At 74.1% G+C, this 14627-nt stretch carries 16 protein-coding genes; 7 read left to right on the top strand and 9 right to left on the bottom strand.

Annotated features, from left to right (window positions below; all coding sequences use genetic code 11):
* Window positions 1–34: 34 nt before the first annotated feature.
* From rocD to ACTHM3_RS13820, 6 genes are read left to right on the top strand one after another with little or no spacing between them, the layout of a single operon-like run.
* Window positions 35–1258: an ornithine--oxo-acid transaminase gene (gene rocD / locus ACTHM3_RS13845; protein ID WP_440406779.1), complete on the top strand. Its 1224-nt coding sequence runs from the start codon at window positions 35–37 to the stop codon at window positions 1256–1258.
* Window positions 1255–1839, top strand: coding sequence for a GNAT family N-acetyltransferase (locus ACTHM3_RS13840; RefSeq protein ID WP_440406777.1), 585 nt, complete (start codon window positions 1255–1257; stop codon window positions 1837–1839). The genes rocD and ACTHM3_RS13840 overlap by 4 nt, the downstream gene beginning before the upstream one ends.
* A gap of 10 nt (window positions 1840–1849) precedes the next feature.
* Window positions 1850–2224: a hypothetical protein gene (locus ACTHM3_RS13835; protein ID WP_440406775.1), complete on the top strand. Its 375-nt coding sequence runs from the start codon at window positions 1850–1852 to the stop codon at window positions 2222–2224.
* The gene (locus ACTHM3_RS13830) at window positions 2221–2580 is read left to right on the top strand and encodes a hypothetical protein (protein WP_440406773.1); all 360 of its coding nucleotides are present in this window, start codon (window positions 2221–2223) and stop codon (window positions 2578–2580) included. The genes ACTHM3_RS13835 and ACTHM3_RS13830 overlap by 4 nt, the downstream gene beginning before the upstream one ends.
* A gap of 24 nt (window positions 2581–2604) precedes the next feature.
* Complete coding sequence (locus tag ACTHM3_RS13825) at window positions 2605–3801, top strand: low temperature requirement protein A (protein WP_440406771.1); 1197 nt, start codon at window positions 2605–2607, stop codon at window positions 3799–3801.
* A gap of 9 nt (window positions 3802–3810) precedes the next feature.
* Window positions 3811–4968, top strand: coding sequence for an acyl-CoA dehydrogenase family protein (locus ACTHM3_RS13820; RefSeq protein WP_440406770.1), 1158 nt, complete (start codon window positions 3811–3813; stop codon window positions 4966–4968).
* Here the strand turns inward: ACTHM3_RS13820 and ACTHM3_RS13815 are convergent.
* From ACTHM3_RS13815 to ACTHM3_RS13805, 3 genes are read right to left on the bottom strand one after another with little or no spacing between them, the layout of a single operon-like run.
* Entirely contained in the window at window positions 4965–5378 is a 414-nt protein-coding gene (locus ACTHM3_RS13815) for a nitroreductase/quinone reductase family protein (protein WP_440406769.1), read from the bottom strand. The genes ACTHM3_RS13820 and ACTHM3_RS13815 overlap by 4 nt on opposite strands.
* The gene (locus tag ACTHM3_RS13810) at window positions 5375–6025 is read right to left on the bottom strand and encodes an alpha/beta hydrolase (RefSeq protein WP_440406768.1); all 651 of its coding nucleotides are present in this window, start codon (window positions 6023–6025) and stop codon (window positions 5375–5377) included. Before ACTHM3_RS13810 ends, ACTHM3_RS13815 begins: the two co-directional genes overlap by 4 nt.
* Complete coding sequence (locus tag ACTHM3_RS13805; protein ID WP_440406767.1) at window positions 6022–6948, bottom strand: TIGR03560 family F420-dependent LLM class oxidoreductase; 927 nt, start codon at window positions 6946–6948, stop codon at window positions 6022–6024. The genes ACTHM3_RS13810 and ACTHM3_RS13805 overlap by 4 nt, the downstream gene beginning before the upstream one ends.
* 17 nt (window positions 6949–6965) lie before the next feature.
* On the opposite strand from ACTHM3_RS13805, the gene ACTHM3_RS13800 reads away from it, so the two are divergent.
* Window positions 6966–7580 (top strand): SGNH/GDSL hydrolase family protein, encoded by a 615-nt coding sequence (locus ACTHM3_RS13800; RefSeq protein WP_440406766.1) that lies wholly within the window; start codon window positions 6966–6968, stop codon window positions 7578–7580.
* Here the strand turns inward: ACTHM3_RS13800 and ACTHM3_RS13795 are convergent.
* The 6 genes from ACTHM3_RS13795 to ACTHM3_RS13770 all read right to left on the bottom strand — a co-directional run bounded on the left by ACTHM3_RS13795 (window position 7567) and on the right by ACTHM3_RS13770 (window position 14625).
* Entirely contained in the window at window positions 7567–8907 is a 1341-nt protein-coding gene (locus ACTHM3_RS13795; protein WP_440406765.1) for an alpha-hydroxy acid oxidase, read from the bottom strand. The genes ACTHM3_RS13800 and ACTHM3_RS13795 overlap by 14 nt on opposite strands.
* A 2-nt stretch (window positions 8908–8909) precedes the next feature.
* Window positions 8910–9572, bottom strand: a complete 663-nt coding sequence (locus ACTHM3_RS13790) for a GntR family transcriptional regulator (RefSeq protein ID WP_440406764.1) — start codon at window positions 9570–9572, stop codon at window positions 8910–8912.
* Window positions 9573–9636: 64 nt separating this feature from the next.
* A complete protein-coding gene (locus ACTHM3_RS13785; protein WP_440406763.1) occupies window positions 9637–10824 on the bottom strand; it encodes an MFS transporter in 1188 nt (395 codons plus the stop codon).
* On the bottom strand, window positions 10821–12248 hold the full coding sequence (locus ACTHM3_RS13780; RefSeq protein ID WP_440406761.1) for a rhamnulokinase: 1428 nt from the start codon (window positions 12246–12248) through the stop codon (window positions 10821–10823). The genes ACTHM3_RS13785 and ACTHM3_RS13780 overlap by 4 nt, the downstream gene beginning before the upstream one ends.
* On the bottom strand, window positions 12245–14275 hold the full coding sequence (locus tag ACTHM3_RS13775) for a bifunctional aldolase/short-chain dehydrogenase (protein WP_440406760.1): 2031 nt from the start codon (window positions 14273–14275) through the stop codon (window positions 12245–12247). Before ACTHM3_RS13775 ends, ACTHM3_RS13780 begins: the two co-directional genes overlap by 4 nt.
* Window positions 14272–14625: an L-rhamnose mutarotase gene (locus ACTHM3_RS13770; RefSeq protein ID WP_440406758.1), complete on the bottom strand. Its 354-nt coding sequence runs from the start codon at window positions 14623–14625 to the stop codon at window positions 14272–14274. The genes ACTHM3_RS13775 and ACTHM3_RS13770 overlap by 4 nt, the downstream gene beginning before the upstream one ends.
* Window positions 14626–14627 lie beyond the last annotated feature (2 nt).

Genomic DNA, 14627 nt, shown 5'->3' with positions numbered 1-14627 from the left:
GGAGCCGCGCGCGGGAGGCGTTGCCGAACGTACCGTGCCCTCCAGCTCGTCCCTCATCGAACAGGTGGAGGAGTTCGGGGCGCACAACTACCACCCGTTGCCAGTGGTCGTGTCGTCCGCGACCGGGGCGTGGGTCACCGATGTCGACGGCAAGCGGTACCTCGACTGCCTCGCGGCGTACTCCGCGGTGAACTTCGGGCACGGCAACGCGATGCTCGTGCGGGCGGCGCGCGAGCAGCTCGACCGCGTCACCCTCACGAGCCGCGCCTTCCACAACGACCGGCTCGGGCCGTTCCTCGAGGCGCTCTGCCGGCTGGCCGGCATGGAGATGGCGCTTCCGATGAACACCGGCGCCGAGGCGGTGGAGTCGGGCATCAAGGTCGCGCGGGCGTGGGGCTACCGGGTCAAGGGCGTGCCGGCCGAGGAGGCCGTGATCGTCGTCGCCGAGGGCAACTTCCACGGACGCACCACGACGATCGTCGGCTTCTCGTCCGACCCGGAGGCGCGCGATGGATTCGGCCCGTTCACGCCCGGGTTCGTGTCGGTGCCGTACGGCGACGCCGACGCGCTCGAGGCCGTGCTCGCGGCGGACCCGAACGTCGTCGCGGTGCTGATCGAGCCGATCCAGGGCGAGGCGGGCGTCGTCGTGCCGCCGGACGGGTACCTCACGGCGGTGCGGCGGATGACGCGCGAACGCGATGTGCTGTTCATCGCCGACGAGATCCAGTCCGGGCTCGGCCGCACCGGCCGCACGTTCCAGTGCGAGGCCGAGGGCGTGGTCCCGGATCTGTACCTGCTCGGCAAGGCGCTCGGCGGCGGGATCGTGCCGGTCAGCGCGGTCGTCGGGCGGCGCGAGGTGCTCGGCGTGCTCCGCCCGGGCGAGCACGGGTCGACGTTCGGCGGGAACCCGCTCGCGGCGGCGGTCGGCCTCGCGGTGGTCGGGCTGCTCGAGACCGGCGAGTACCAGCGCCGGGCGCGGGAGCTCGGCGCCGGGTTGCGGGCGCTCCTCGAGGGGCTCATCGGCCGCGGCGTCGTCGCGGTGCGCGCGGCGGGGCTGTGGGCCGGGGTCGACATCGATCCCGGTCTCGCGACCGGCCGACGCGTGGCCGAGCTGCTCGCGGAGCGCGGCGTCCTCGTCAAGGACACCCACGGCTCCACGATCCGGTTCGCGCCTCCGCTGGTCGTCGAGGCCGACGAGCTCGAGTGGGCGGTCGGGCAGCTGGCGGAGGTGCTGCAGGAGCTACGTTCGGAGGCGTGAACCTGCCCTGGGAGTTCGTGCCGTTCGACACGGAGCGCCTGCACATCCGCCCGATGCACTCGAGCGACCTCGACGACATCATGCGGTTCCAGCGCGAGGACGTGACGATCTACCTGACCCACGGTCCGCGCACCCGCGAGGACTCGGCCGAGCGCCTCGAGCGCAACGCCGCCGCCGTGCGGCTGGAGAAGGACGACGACTGGATCCAGCCGGCGATCGAGGTCGACAACCGCCTGGTCGGGTGGTTCTACCTCAAGCTCGCGAGCGTCGAGCACCGCGGCGCCGAGATCGGCTGGACCGTGCACCCCGACGTCCAGGGGCGCGGCTACGCGACCGAGGGGGCGACGGCGCTGCTCGACCTGGCGTTCGGCGTCATCGGCCTCCACCGCGTCCGCGCGGAGCTCGACCCGCGCAACGCCGCCTCGATCGGGGTGTGCCGACGGCTCGGGATGCGCGAGGAGGCGCACCACGTGCGCGACTTCCACGACGAGCGCATCCCCGGCGGATGGGGCGACACCGGCGTCTACGCGATCCTGGAGGACGAGTGGACGCCGCACACCGGGATCCGGGCGGCCCCCTAGGCTCCCGGGCATGACCGCGACCGCACCCGCTCTCGCCCCGCCCGCCCGCGTCGGCAACGCGTTCGGGCTGGCCGCGTTCCTCCTCGCCGCGGCGATCCTGGTCGTCGGGATCGCCACCCGTGTCGTCAGCTACGCGGCCCCTGTGGTCGCGCGCGACGCGCATCTCACGATCACCGCGCTCTCGACCGTCTTCACCGTCAGCGGCGTCGTCGGCCTGCTTCTCGGGATCGCGGCCGCCGCCGTCGGCATCGTCGGCCTCACCCGACCCGGTCGTCCGCACGGTCTCGCGGGAGCCGGAGCCGCCGTCGGCCTCTTCGAGGTCGGTTCCTGGATCGTGTCGTTTGCTGGAACCCCGATCGTCGCCGGTCTGATGGTGACCCGGTGAGCGTCGTCCCGCCGCCCGTCCCCGAGGTCGCCCCGTCGCCCGCGCGCGCGAGCGGTGCGCTCGCGGTCGTCGCCCTCGCGGTGGCGATCGTGGCGGCGGTCCTGGCGGCGCTGAGCGGGCCGATCGCGCTGGCGCTCCAGCTCCGCGCGGGGGCGTCGGCGGCCGCGGTGGGCCTGATCACCGGCCTCCCGGTGCTCGTCCTGGGCGCCGTGGCGCTGGTGCTCGGCCTCATCGCGATCGCCCGGCCGGGTGCTCGTCGCGGTCTCGCGGGCGCCGGCGCGGGTCTCGGCGGGTTCCTCGCCATCGGCCAGATCGTCGGGCTCATCGCGCTCCTGCTGCTCAGCGTCGTGCGGTAGCCGCCCGTCGCTAGGCTCGCGGGCATGGCGACGCGCGGCACCGGCATCCACCTCCGGATGCGGGCCCGCGACACCTCGGAACCGGGCCGCGCGTCGAGCCCGCTCGAGGCGCTCTACGACCTCGTGTTCGTGGTCGCCGTCGGGTCGCTCGTCGCGCAGCTGGTGACCGCGATCGAGCACGGGGAGGTGCTCGGATTCGTCGTCCCGTACCTGTTCGTGTTCTTCGCGATCTGGTGGGCGTGGATCAATTTCACCTGGTTCGCATCGGCCTACGACACCGACGACGTCCTCTACCGCCTGCTGGTGGTGCTCCAGATGGCCGGCGTGCTCGTCATCGCGGCCGGCGTGCCGCAGGCGTTCGAGCGCGGCGACTTCCTGGTCGTCACGATCGGCTACGTCGTCATCCGGGTGGGGCAGATCGCGCTGTGGTTGCGGGCGGCGGCCGAGCATCCGCAGAGCCGGGCCACCTCGCTGCGCTACGCCGTGGGCGTGCTGGTCGTGCAGATCCTCTGGTGCCTCCGGCTCGCCGTGCCGCTGACCGGCGCGGCATTCGTCGTCGGCTTCGTGGCGCTCGCCGTGCTCGAGGTCGCGACCCCTGTCTGGGCCGAGCGGCGCGGCGGCCTGGCCTGGCATCCGCACCACATCGCGGAGCGCTACGCGCTCTTCGTGCTCATCCTCCTCGGCGAGACCGTGCTCGCCGCGATCAACGGGCTCAGCACCGCGCTCCGCGCGCACGGGGTGACGGCGCAGCTCGTCGTGGTGTCGGTCGCGAGCCTGGTGCTGCTCGTCGCGCTGTGGTGGGCGTACTTCCTGCAGCCCGCCGGCGAGGGGCTCGCCCGCCGGCGGGAGCGGTCGTTCGTCTGGGGTTACGGCCACTACCTGCTGTTCGCGGCGCTCGCCGCGGTCGGAGGCGGCCTCGACGCGGCCGTGCAGGCGAGCGCCCACCCCGGCGAGGTGCAGGAGCTGGTGGTCGGGCTCTCGCTCGCGGTCCCTGCCGCCGTGTGCGTCGTCCTCATCTGGGCCCTGCACGTGCCGCTGCTCGACCGCCCCGGCTACCCGGGGGTCGCGGCGGTGCCGGCGGCGGTCCTCGTCCTCGCGGCCGGGATCGCGGCGCCGCGGATCGGCATCGTCGCCGCGGCCGTCGCGATCGCGGTCGTCGCGGCCGCCTCGGTCGCCGTCGCCGTCGCGCGGGCGCAGCGCGCGCCGATCCCGGCTGGCTAGCCTGGGCGCGTGGCCACCACCGACTCCCGGCCCGGCTCTGTCCTCGACGCCGCGCTGCTCGACCGCATCCGCTCGCGTGCCGCCGGCTACGACCGCGACAACGCGTTCTTCGACGACGACCTCGCGGAGCTCCGCGCGGCCGGATACCTCGCCCCGCGTCCCCTCCTCGACACGGCGCGCGACCAGCGCCTCCTCGCCGCCCACGCGCCGGCGACGGCCCTCGGCATCAACATGCACCTCGTGTGGGTCGGCGTCGCCCGCGTCCTGCACGAGCGCGGCGACGCCTCGCTGGACTGGGTGCTGCGGGATGCCGAGGCCGGCGAGCTGTTCGCGTTCGGCAACAGCGAGCCGGGCAACGACCTCGTGCTGTGGGATTCGCGCACCGTCGTCGACGCCGTCGACGACGGCTTCGCGTTCACCGGCACCAAGATCTTCACCTCCCTCGCCCCGGCGTGGACGCGGCTCGGCGTGTTCGGGCGGCAGGAGGACGGGCCGGACGGGCCGCGGCTCGTGCACGGGTTCCTGACCCGCGAGACGCCGTCGACCCCGATCGCGGGCGTGACCACCCTCGACGACTGGGACACGCTCGGCATGCGCGCGACGCAGTCCCGCACGACCGTCCTCGACCACGCGGTCGTGCCGGCCTCCCGCGTCACCCGGTTCCTGCCGGTGGGCCCGAACGCCGATCCCTTCGTCTTCGGGATCTTCGCGGACTTCCTGCTCCTGATCGGCTCCGTCTACGCCGGGATCGCCGACCGCGCCCTCGAGCTCGGGGTCGAGGCGGTGCGGCGGCGCACGTCGATGCGCACCGGGCGCAGCTACGCCCAGGATCCGGACCTGCGCTGGCGGGTCGCCGACGCCGCCCTCGCGCTCGACGCCCTCGCCCCCGACCTCGAGGGGCTCGCGGCCGACGTCGACGGGCTCGTGGACCACGGCGCGCGGTGGTTCCGACGGCTCACCGGGGCGAAGCACCGCTCCACCGAGACCGCGCGGTACGTCGTCGACCAGGTGATGCGCCTCGCGGGGGGCAGCGGGTACGCCGCGGGTGGCGAGCTGGCGCGCCTGCAGCGCGACGTGCTCGCCGGGATCTACCACCCGTCCGACACGGAGTCGGTGCACGCGACCGTGGCGACGAGCCTCCTCGGCCCGCTCGAGCCCGGCGTCTAGCGGCGCGCGAGGCGGAAGACCGGGAACACCCGGTCGGTCTTCTCCTGGTAGTGCGCGAACGACTCCTGCACGGCGACGAACCGCGCGTACAGCTCGGTGCGTTCCGGTTCCGCGACCTCGGCGGCGCGCACCGGCACGATCTCGATGCCCGCCACCGGCGCCGCGACCTCGAGGTCGACGCCGGGATTCGCGCGCAGGTTGTGCGCCCAGGCGGGATCCCGCGGCGCGCCCCCGGCGGTCGCGGTCACGATCCAGTCGTCGCCGTCGCGCACCGCGCGGGCCGACACCGGTCGCACCTCGCCGGAGCGCGCCCCGATCGTGTGCACGACCACCATGTCCCTGCCGAATATCTGCGTCGTGCCGCCGTTGTCGTGGAATTCCTTGAGGACGGCCTCATCCCATTCGCTCACGCGATCCATCCTGCCCGGCGCAGCCACTCGGCGCAGAGCGCGGGCCACATCCGCGCTCCCGACGCCTCCGCTGCGAGGCCCAGACCGTGCGGTCCCGTCGAGAACACGTGCAGCTCGTGCGGCGCATCGACGGCCGCCAGAGCCTGCGCCAGCAGGTAGGCGTGCTCGACCCGGACGGCGGCGTCCTCCGCCGTGTGCCAGACGAAGAACGGCGGCGCGTCGGCGGTCACCAGGTGCTCGAGCGACGTCGCACGCCGCTCGGTCTCGGTGGGGCCCTCGCCGAGCAGCTCGCGGCGCGACCCGGCGTGCGTCGGCAGCGTCATCGAGACGACGGGGTAGGCGAGGATCGCGGCGTCGACGCGTTCGTCGGGTGCGGCGCCGGGTGCGAGGGCCGCCATCCCGGCCGCGTGGCCGCCCGCTGAGAAACCGAGGAGCGCGACGCGCTGCGCCCCGTTCGCCCGCGCCTCCCGCACCGCGCCGCGGACGGCCTCGAGCGGGCCGGGATGCCGCGTCGACACCGGGTAGCGGAACACGCTCGCCGCGACGCCGAGCCCCTCGAGCCATGCGGCGACCGGCTCCGCCTCGTGCGGGGCGTGCCGCGCGTAGCCGCCGCCCGGCAGAACGATGACGTGGTCGTCGGCGCTCATGCAGCCGCGAGCGTCGCCTCGGCGAGGAGGTCGAGCTGGCTGAGCTCGGTGGGGTCGAGCAGCTGGAGGTAGATGCGGGCGGGGCGGAACGACGCCAGCTCCGCGATCCGGTCGGCGATCTGCGCCGGGGTGCCGTGGAGCGCGGTGCGCCGCTGCTCGGCGGGGTCGACGCCCTGGGCGCGCGCCCGCGCGTCGGCCGCCGCCTCCGTCGCGCCGATGGTGACGTTCGCCGCGAACGAGCGGCGGAGCGAGCCGGGATCGCGCCCGATCGCGGTCGCCGCTGCGTCGACGCGCGCGAACCGCGCCGTCAGCTCCGCGTCGTCCGCGACCCAGGTGTTGAACTCCGTCGCGAAGCGGGCCGCGAGAGCCGCGCCACGCGGCGCCCCAACGCCGCCGACGATGAGCGGGATGCCGGTCGGGCCGGTGGGGCGCTGCGCCCCGGGCGCGCGGTCGAGCCGGTAGTGCTCGCCGGCGAACGAGAACGCGTCGCCCGGCTCGGTCGCCCAGAGCCCGGTGGCGATCTCGAGCGCCTCCGCGAGCCGGCCGAAGCGCTTCTCGGGGTACGGGATCCCGTACGCCTCGTGCTCCACCGCGTTCCAGCCGGCGCCGAGGCCGAGCTCCGCCCGGCCGCTCGACATGGCGTCGACGTTCGCGACCTGCACCGCGAGCACCCCCGGCTCGCGGAACGTGACCGGCGACACCAGGGTGCCGAGCCGGATCCGCTCCGTCGCGACGGCGAGGCCCGCGAGGGTCGTCCAGGCGTCGGTGGTGACGCCGGCGCCGCGGAGGGTGCGGTCGGTCCAGGTCAGGTGGTCGGAACGGAAGAAGCCGTCGAAGCCGAGACGCTCGGTCGCCCGCGCGGCGGTCAGCAGCTGCTCCCAGCTGAGGCCGAGCTGAGGCTCGACGAAGATGCAGAACTCCACGCTCCTATCCTGGTCGCATGGGAGCCCTGGTGTTCATCGGCGACAGCATCACCGACGCGGGCCGACGGGAGGATCCCGAGGGCCTCGGCCACGGCTGGGTGCGCATGGCGGCCGCGCAGCTCGCGCAGCAGGGCGACGACCGCGAGGTCGTCAACACCGGCATCGGGGGCGACCGGGTGCGCGACCTGCGTGCGCGGTGGACGGCGGACGCCCTCGATCGCGACCCCGAGATCCTCACCGTCTACGTCGGCATCAACGACACCTGGCGCCGCTACGACCGCGACGACCCGACGACCGCCGAGGCGTTCGAGGAGGACTACCGGTTCATCCTGCGGCGGGCGCACGACACGGTCGCGCCGCGGCTGATCCTGGTCGAGCCGTTCGTCGCGCCCGTCACCTCGGCGCAGCGCCGCTGGGGCGAGGAGGATCTGGACGCGAAGCGTGCCGTGGTGCGGCGGCTCGCGGACGAGTTCGGCGCGGTGCTCGTGCCCCTGGCCGACGTCATGCGCGACGCCGCCGCCCAGTACGGCGAGAAGGCGCTCGCCGAGGACGGCGTGCACCCGACCGAGCTCGGGGCGACACTCATCGCGGGCGCGTGGCTCGCCGCGGAGGCGCGCGTCAGCGACGAGTAGTCGCGGGCGCCTTCGCCGGGGTCTTCTTCGACGGCGCGGCCGCGGCACGGCGGGCCGGCGCGGCCACGACCGTGCGGGTCGCGACCTCCGGCAGCGCGATCGGCGTCAGGCTCTGCAGCTGCGTCACCATGCCCGGGTCCAGCTCGTCGAGGGATCCGGCACCGAGCAGCTTCATGGTGCGGCGCAGCTGGTCGGCGAGGATCTCGATGGTCCGGTCGACGCCCGCCCGCCCGCCGGCCATGAGGCCGTACAGGTAGGCGCGGCCGATCATCGTGAAGCGCGCGCCGAGCGCGATCGCGGCCACGATGTCCGCTCCCGACATGATCCCGGTGTCGACCCCGATCTCGACGTCGGAGCCGACCTCGCGCACGACATGCGGCAGCAGCCGGAAGGGGATCGGCGCCCGGTCGAGCTGCCGCCCGCCGTGGTTCGACAGGATGATGCCGTCGACGCCGAGGTCGGCGAGCCTCTTCGCATCCTCGAGCGACTGCACGCCCTTGATGACGAGCTTGCCCGGCCACATCCCGCGGATGACATCCAGGTCGGCGAACGAGATCGACGGGTCCATGGCCGCGTCGAGGAGCTCGCCCACGGTGCCGCCGGTGGTCGAGAGCGAGGCGAACTCGAGCTTCGGGGTGGTCAGGAAGTCCCACCACCACCACGGACGGGGGATCGCGTTGATGATCGTGCCGGCGGTGAGCTGCGGCGGGATCGAGAAGCCGTTGCGCTTGTCGCGCAGGCGCGCCCCGGCGACCGGGGTGTCGACCGTGAACTGGAGGGTGTCGAAGCCGGCCTTCGCCGCGCGCTCGACGAGCCCGTACGAGATCTCGCGCCGGCGCATCACGTAGAGCTGGAACCAGTTGCGCCCGCTCGGGTTCGCCTCCGCGACCTTCTCGATCGAGGTGGTCCCGAGGGTGGAGAGCGTGAACGGGATCCCGGCGGCGCCGGCCGCCCCGGCTCCCGCCGTCTCGCCCTCGGTCTGCATGAGCCGCGTGAAGCCGGTTGGCGCGATCGCGAACGGCAGCGCCGAGGGCCCGCCGAGGATCTCGCGGCTCGTGTCGACGTCGTCGCTCAGCCCGCGGAGGATGCCGGGGGTGAACTCGATGTCGCGGAACGCCTGCCGGGCCCGCGCGAGCGAGATCTCGTCCTCGGCGGAGCCGTCCGTGTAGTCGAAGGCGGCCTTCGGCGTGCGGCGCTTCGCGATCGTGCGGAGGTCCTCGATCGTCAGCGCGGCGGAAAGACGGCGCTTCCGCCCGTCGAACTCGGGCTTCTTGAACTGCATGAGCTCGAAGATCTCGGCGGGGCGCGGGACGTGGCGTTCGACCATGATCAGCCTTCCTCGGTCGGGGTGCGGGAGTCGAAGTGCGCGAGCAGGGCGTCGCGCGCGGCGGCGACGTGCTCGCGGGCGAGGCGCTCGGCGCGCTCGCCGTCGCCGCCGATGACGGCGGCCAGGATGTACTCGTGCTGCTCGGCGATCGTGGTCGCCGACATGAGGGCGTGGGCCTGCACCTGGCCGATGCCGAGCTCGACCTCGCCCATGAGCTGCTCGTGGGTGCGCGCCAGCCGCGGCGAGCGCTGGCCGGCGACGAGCGCGCGGTGGAACGCGATGTCGAGCGCGGCGAACGGGCCGCCGTCCTTCGCGGCCGCGCGGATGCCGCGGTGCGCCGCGAGCGCGTCGGCGGGGACGGCGCCGTCCTCGGCAAGCCGGCGCATCGCCGCCCCCTCGATGACGGCCCGGGTCGCGTAGAGGTCCTCGACGTCGTCGCGGGTGAGCTCGGGCACGCGCGCGGCGCGGTGCGCCTCGCGGCGGAGCAACCCGTCGGCCACGAGCTTCTCGATCGCGAGCCGCGCCGTCGAGCGCGCGACGCCGAAGCGCACGGCGACCGCCGCCTCCGTCACCGTCTCGCCGGGAGCGAGCACGGCGTCGATCACGTCGGCGCGGAGGGCGTCGGCGATCGTGCCGGGGAGCACGGAGGAGGGCAGCTGCAACATTGCCCGTCAACCTACCAGATTGTCGAACAATCCCTGTAGGGCGAGCGAGTCGCAGCTCGCCGGGCTAGGTCGGTCGCGGCACATCGCGGGGCCGGAGCGCCCCCGAGACCGCGAACGCCCCCGCGAAGGCCACGACGAGCAGCCACAGCGCCGGGATGATCCCCGCGTCCTGGGCGAGCAGCCCGATCACCGGCGGCCCGGCGAGGCCGGCGGCGAAACCGATCGTCGACACGACGCCGATGCGCGCCGCGGCGCCGGCGCCGCCCTCCGCCGCGGCCGACATCGCGAGCGGACCGGCGACGGAGTTGCCCACCGCCCAGAGCAGGGTGCCGATGAGGACGGGCAGGAACGACCCGCCGAGGATGAAGAGCGCGACCCCGACGGCGCCCACGGCGATCGTGACGCGCACGACGACGATCCGCCCGATCCGGTCGACGACGGGGCCGCTGACGGCGCGGAACCCCGCCGTCGTGATCGAGAAGACGGTGACGAAGAGGGCGGCGACCGCGTCGGACCGGTGCAGCCCGCTCTCGACGGCCAGCGGGATCCAGGTGCGCGCCGAGCCCTCCGCGAGCTCGACCCCGAAGATGAGGGCTCCGAGCGCGATGAGCCGCGGGTCGGTCCAGACCCGCGCGCGGCCGCGCCCCCCGATGCCGCCGCCGATCGCCTCGTCGGGTACGGGGATCGCCCGCGGCAGCGAGACGACGATGCCGACGCCGAGGATCACGACGAACACCGCGAGTCCCGCCGCCTGCATCGCCGCCGAGATGCCGAGGCCCGCGCACGCCGCGCCGACCGCCGCGCCCGCTGCGGCGCCGCCGAGCCACAGCGCGTGCAGCAGCGGGAGGAAGCTGCGCCCGGTGTCGTGCTCGATCGCCGCGCCCTCCGCGTTGATGAGCACGTCGAGCGCGCCGACCGCGAAACCGAGCACCGTGAGCACGACCGCGAACGGGAGCACGGCGCCCGCCGCCACGACCAGCGCCGCGGCGCCGAGGCACAGCGCGATGACGGCCAGCGCGACCGCGACCGCGCGGCGGGCCCCGAGGATCCGCGCCGCCGGCGACGCGACCACGAGCCCCGCGAGCAGACCCAGGTTGGCGACCGCGAGCACGGCGCCGATCTCGCCCGTCGTCACGTGCAGCTCGCGCGTGAGGTCGGGCAGCCGCGGCCCCCAGGTGGAGGCGAGCATCCCGCCGATCACGTACGCGGTGAGGGTGCCGGCGCGTCGACGACCGAGGCGGGGCGCGGTCACGGGGTCCGTGCGGTGGGCGGGTACTCGTGCACGGGGAACGCGCGCACCACGAGCGCCCGCAGCGCCTCCAGGTCGCCCGACACCCAGCCGAGCGCGCGCGCCTGCACGAGCACGTTGCCGATCGCGGTCGCCTCCACCGGCCCGGCGAGCACGGGCAGCCCGGTCGCATCGGCCGTCAGCCGGCAGAGGAGTGCGTTCTGCGATCCGCCGCCGACGATGTGCACGGCTCGCACATCGACGCCGCTCAGCTCCGCCGCCGAGCGCACCGCGGCGGCGTACGCGTTCGCGAGGCTCTGCAGGATCGAGCGCACGAGCTCCGGGCGGGATGCCGGCACCGGCCGGTCGTGCGCGCTGAGCCAGGCCGCGATCCGGGCCGGCATGTCGCCGGGGGCGAGGAACGCCTCGTCGTCGGCGTCGAAGACCGGCACCTCGCCCGCGACCGCGTCCGCCTGCTCCAGCAGGGCGGCCAGCGAGACGGTCTCGCCTGCGCGCTCCCAGTCGCGGATGCACTCGCTCAGCAGCCACAGGCCCATGACGTTGTGCAGGTAGCGCACCCGTCCGTCGACCCCGCGCTCGTTGGTGAAGCCGGCCGCGCGCGAGGCCTCCGACAGCACGGGCCGCTCGAGCTCCACGCCGACGAGCGACCAGGTGCCGCTGGAGATGTAGGCGACGTCGGAGCGGGTGGCCGGGATCGCGACGACCGCCGACGCGGTGTCGTGCGATCCGACCGTGGTCACCCGTGCGCGGGTCGCCCCGACGCCGCGCACGGCGGTCGGCGCGAGCCCGCCGAGGTCGGTGCCGGCGTCGACGAGGGGGCGGAGGATCTGCGGCGGCAGGCCGAGCCGCTCGACGAGCGAGAAGTCCCACTCGCCGCTCTCGACGCCGACGAGCCCGGTCGTCGAGGCGTTCGTGCGCTCGGCGACGCTCCGGCCGGTGAGCCAGTACGCGAGGAGGTCGGGGAGGAGCAGAAAGGAGTCGGCGAGGTCGAGCACGCCCGCGGTCCGGTCGGCGGTGAGCTGGAACAGCGTGGTGAACGGCAGGTGCTGCAGGCCGTTGCGGCGGTAGAGCTCCTCGGGGCCGACGAGCTCGTGCACCACCTCGACCGCGGCGGCGTTCCGCTCGTCGCGGTAGGCGTAGGGGTCGCCGAGCAGCCGGCCCTCCCGCAGCAGGCCGTAGTCGACCGCCCAGGAGTCGATGCCGATGCTCGCGAGCGCCGACTCCCGCCGCACCGCCTCCGCGAGCCCCTCGACGACGTCGCGATAGAGCTCGAGGACGCTCCAGTGCAGACCGTCGAGGGTGCGGACCGGCTGGTTCGCGAAGCGCGCGACCTCGGTGAGCCGCAGCTCCCCGCCGCCGACGCGGCCGAGCACGACGCGACCGCTCGTCGCCCCGAGGTCGACCGCCGCGACCACGCCCCCGCTCATCGGAGGAAGGCGGCGGCGACGCCCGCGTCCACCGGGATGTGCAGCCCGGTCGTGTGCGAGAGGTCGGGCCCTGTGAGCACCGACACCGCGTTCGCGACGTTCTCGGGCAGCACCTCGCGCTTCAGGATCGTGCGCTGGGCGTAGAACTTCCCCAGGTCCTCCTCGTGGATGCCGTAGGTCTTCGCGCGGTTCGCGCCCCACCCGGACGCGAAGATGCCGGAGCCCTTGACGACCCCGTCGGGGTTGATGCCGTTGACCTTGACGCCGTGCTCGCCGAGCTCGACGGCGAGAAGGCGCACCTGGTGCGCCTGGTCGGCCTTCGTCGCGGAGTAGGCGATGTTGTTCGGCCCGGCGAACACCGAGTTCTTCGAGGCGATGTAGACGACGTCGCCGCCCATGCCCTGCTCGATGAGGATCGGCGCGGTCGCCTTGCTGACCAGGAACGAGCCCTTGGCCATGATCTCGTGCTGGAAGTCCCAGTCCTGCTCGGTGGTCTCCAGCAGCGGCTTCGAGAGCGAGACCCCCGCGTTGTTGACGACGATGTCGAGTCCGCCGAACGCGAGCACCGCCTCCTGCACCATCGCGTCGATCGCGGCGGCGTCGGTGACGTTCACCGCCAGGCCGACCGCCACGTCGGTGCTCCCGATCTCGGCGGCCGCGGCCCGTGCCTTCTCGAGGTCGAGGTCGGCGATGATCACGCACGCGCCGTCGGAGGCGAGCCGGGTCGCGATCGCCTTGCCGATGCCGGACGCGGCACCCGTGACGAGCGCGATGCGGGTGGCGTGGGACTTCGGCTTCGGCATCCGCTGGAGTTTCGCCTCCTCGAGCGCCCAGTACTCGATCCGGAACTTCTCGGCCTCGTCGATCGGCCGGTAGGTCGAGACGGACTCGGCGCCGCTCATCACGTTGATCGCGTTGATGTAGAACTCGCCGGCCACGCGGGCGGTCTGCTTGTTCGCGCCGTAGCTGAACATGCCGACGCCCGGCACGAGCACGATGAGCGGGTCGGCGCCGCGCATGGCGGGGGAGTCGGCGACCTTGTTGCGCTCGTAGTACGCCGTGTAGTCGGCGCGATACTCCTCGTGCAGCTCCGTCAGCCGCGCGATCGAGTCCTCGACGGAGGCGTCCGCGGGCAGGTCGAGCAGCATCGGCTTGACCTTCGTGCGGAGGAAGTGGTCGGGGCAGCTCGTGCCGAGCTCCGCGAGGGCGGGCGCCTTCTCCGAGGCGAGGAAGTCGAGGACCACGTCGCTGTCGGTGAAGTGCCCCACCATCGGCCGGTCGTGCGACGCGATCCCCCGGATGGTGGCGGCCAGACGCGCCGCCTTCGCCCGGCGCTCCGCCGGCGGCAGCGCCGCGTTCGCCGCGACCCGCGCGCCGAACGGCTCGGGCCTCCCGTGCGCGTCGAGGTACTCCTGCGCCGTGCGGATGATCCGAAGGGAGTTCGCCTCCGCCTCGTCGGAGGTGTCGCCCCAGGCGGTGATCCCGTGCCCACCGAGGATCGCGCCGATCGCCTCCGGGTGCCGCTCCTTCAGCTCGGCGATGTCGATGCCGAGCTGGATCCCGGGGCGCCGCCACGGCACCCACACGACCGCGTCGCCGAACGCCGCGCGGGTGAGCTCCTCGCCGTCGGCCGCCGTCGCGAACGCGATGCCGGAATCCGGGTGCAGGTGATCCACGCTCTGCGCATCCACCAGCCCGTGCATGAACGTGTCGATCGACGGCGCCGCCCCGCCCGGCCCGAACGCGCAGTGCTCCAGCGCCGCGACCATCTCGTCCTCGTGCTCGACGCCGCGGTAGACGTTCCGCAGGGCACGCACCCGGTCGAGCCGCAGCACCGCGAGCCCCGTCTCGGTGAGCGTGCCGAGGTCGCCGCCCGAGCCCTTGACCCACAGCAGCTCGACGTCCTCGCCCGTCACGGGATCCGCGTCGGTGCCCTTCGCGGAGGTGTTGCCGCCCGCGTAGTTGGTGTTCACCGGATCGGAGCCCAGCCGGTTGCTGCGGGCGATCAGTTCGGAGACGGTGGTCATCGGGAGAGGTCCAATCGGTCGAGCTGGTCCTCGAGGTGGAACACCTCGCGGAGGGTGGGGGCGCCCTGGTCGGGGCGGGCGCCGGGGAGGGAGTCGAACAGCTCCGCCGAGGCGGCCTCCCACGCGGCGGTCCGCGGGTCGGCGGCGAGCGCGGCGGCCGAGGCCGCGTCGTCGTCGGTCTCGTAGTAGCCGACGAGCAGGCCGTCGTCGCGGAGGAAGAGCGAGTAGTCGCGGCGTCCGGCGTCGCGGATCGCGGCGAGCATCCCCGGCTCCACGGCGCGGTGGCGCTCGACGTACTCCGCGATCCGGTCCGGCTTCACCCGGAGCTGGAAGCAGACCCGCTGAACCACGG

The organism is Pseudolysinimonas sp., assembly GCF_051954455.1.
Classification (GTDB): Bacteria; Actinomycetota; Actinomycetes; order Actinomycetales; family Microbacteriaceae; genus Pseudolysinimonas.
The sequence above is the reverse complement of the archived record's forward strand: the minus strand, read 5'-3'. Positions and strand labels throughout refer to the sequence as shown.

Bases quoted from the DNA above. Each gene is read 5' to 3' on its own strand.
- ACTHM3_RS13780 (WP_440406761.1), bottom strand. From the start codon at position 12,248: ATGAGCGGGGGCGTGGTCGCGGCGGTCGACCTCGGGGCGACGAGCGGT.
- ACTHM3_RS13775 (WP_440406760.1), bottom strand. From the start codon at position 14,275: ATGACCACCGTCTCCGAACTGATCGCCCGCAGCAACCGGCTGGGCTCC.
- ACTHM3_RS13810 (WP_440406768.1), bottom strand. From the start codon at position 6,025: ATGAGCGCCGACGACCACGTCATCGTTCTGCCGGGCGGCGGCTACGCG.
- ACTHM3_RS13835 (WP_440406775.1), top strand. From the start codon at position 1,850: ATGACCGCGACCGCACCCGCTCTCGCCCCGCCCGCCCGCGTCGGCAAC.
- ACTHM3_RS13795 (WP_440406765.1), bottom strand. From the start codon at position 8,907: ATGGTCGAACGCCACGTCCCGCGCCCCGCCGAGATCTTCGAGCTCATG.
- ACTHM3_RS13800 (WP_440406766.1), top strand. From the start codon at position 6,966: ATGGGAGCCCTGGTGTTCATCGGCGACAGCATCACCGACGCGGGCCGA.
- ACTHM3_RS13825 (WP_440406771.1), top strand. From the start codon at position 2,605: ATGGCGACGCGCGGCACCGGCATCCACCTCCGGATGCGGGCCCGCGAC.
- ACTHM3_RS13790 (WP_440406764.1), bottom strand. From the start codon at position 9,572: ATGTTGCAGCTGCCCTCCTCCGTGCTCCCCGGCACGATCGCCGACGCC.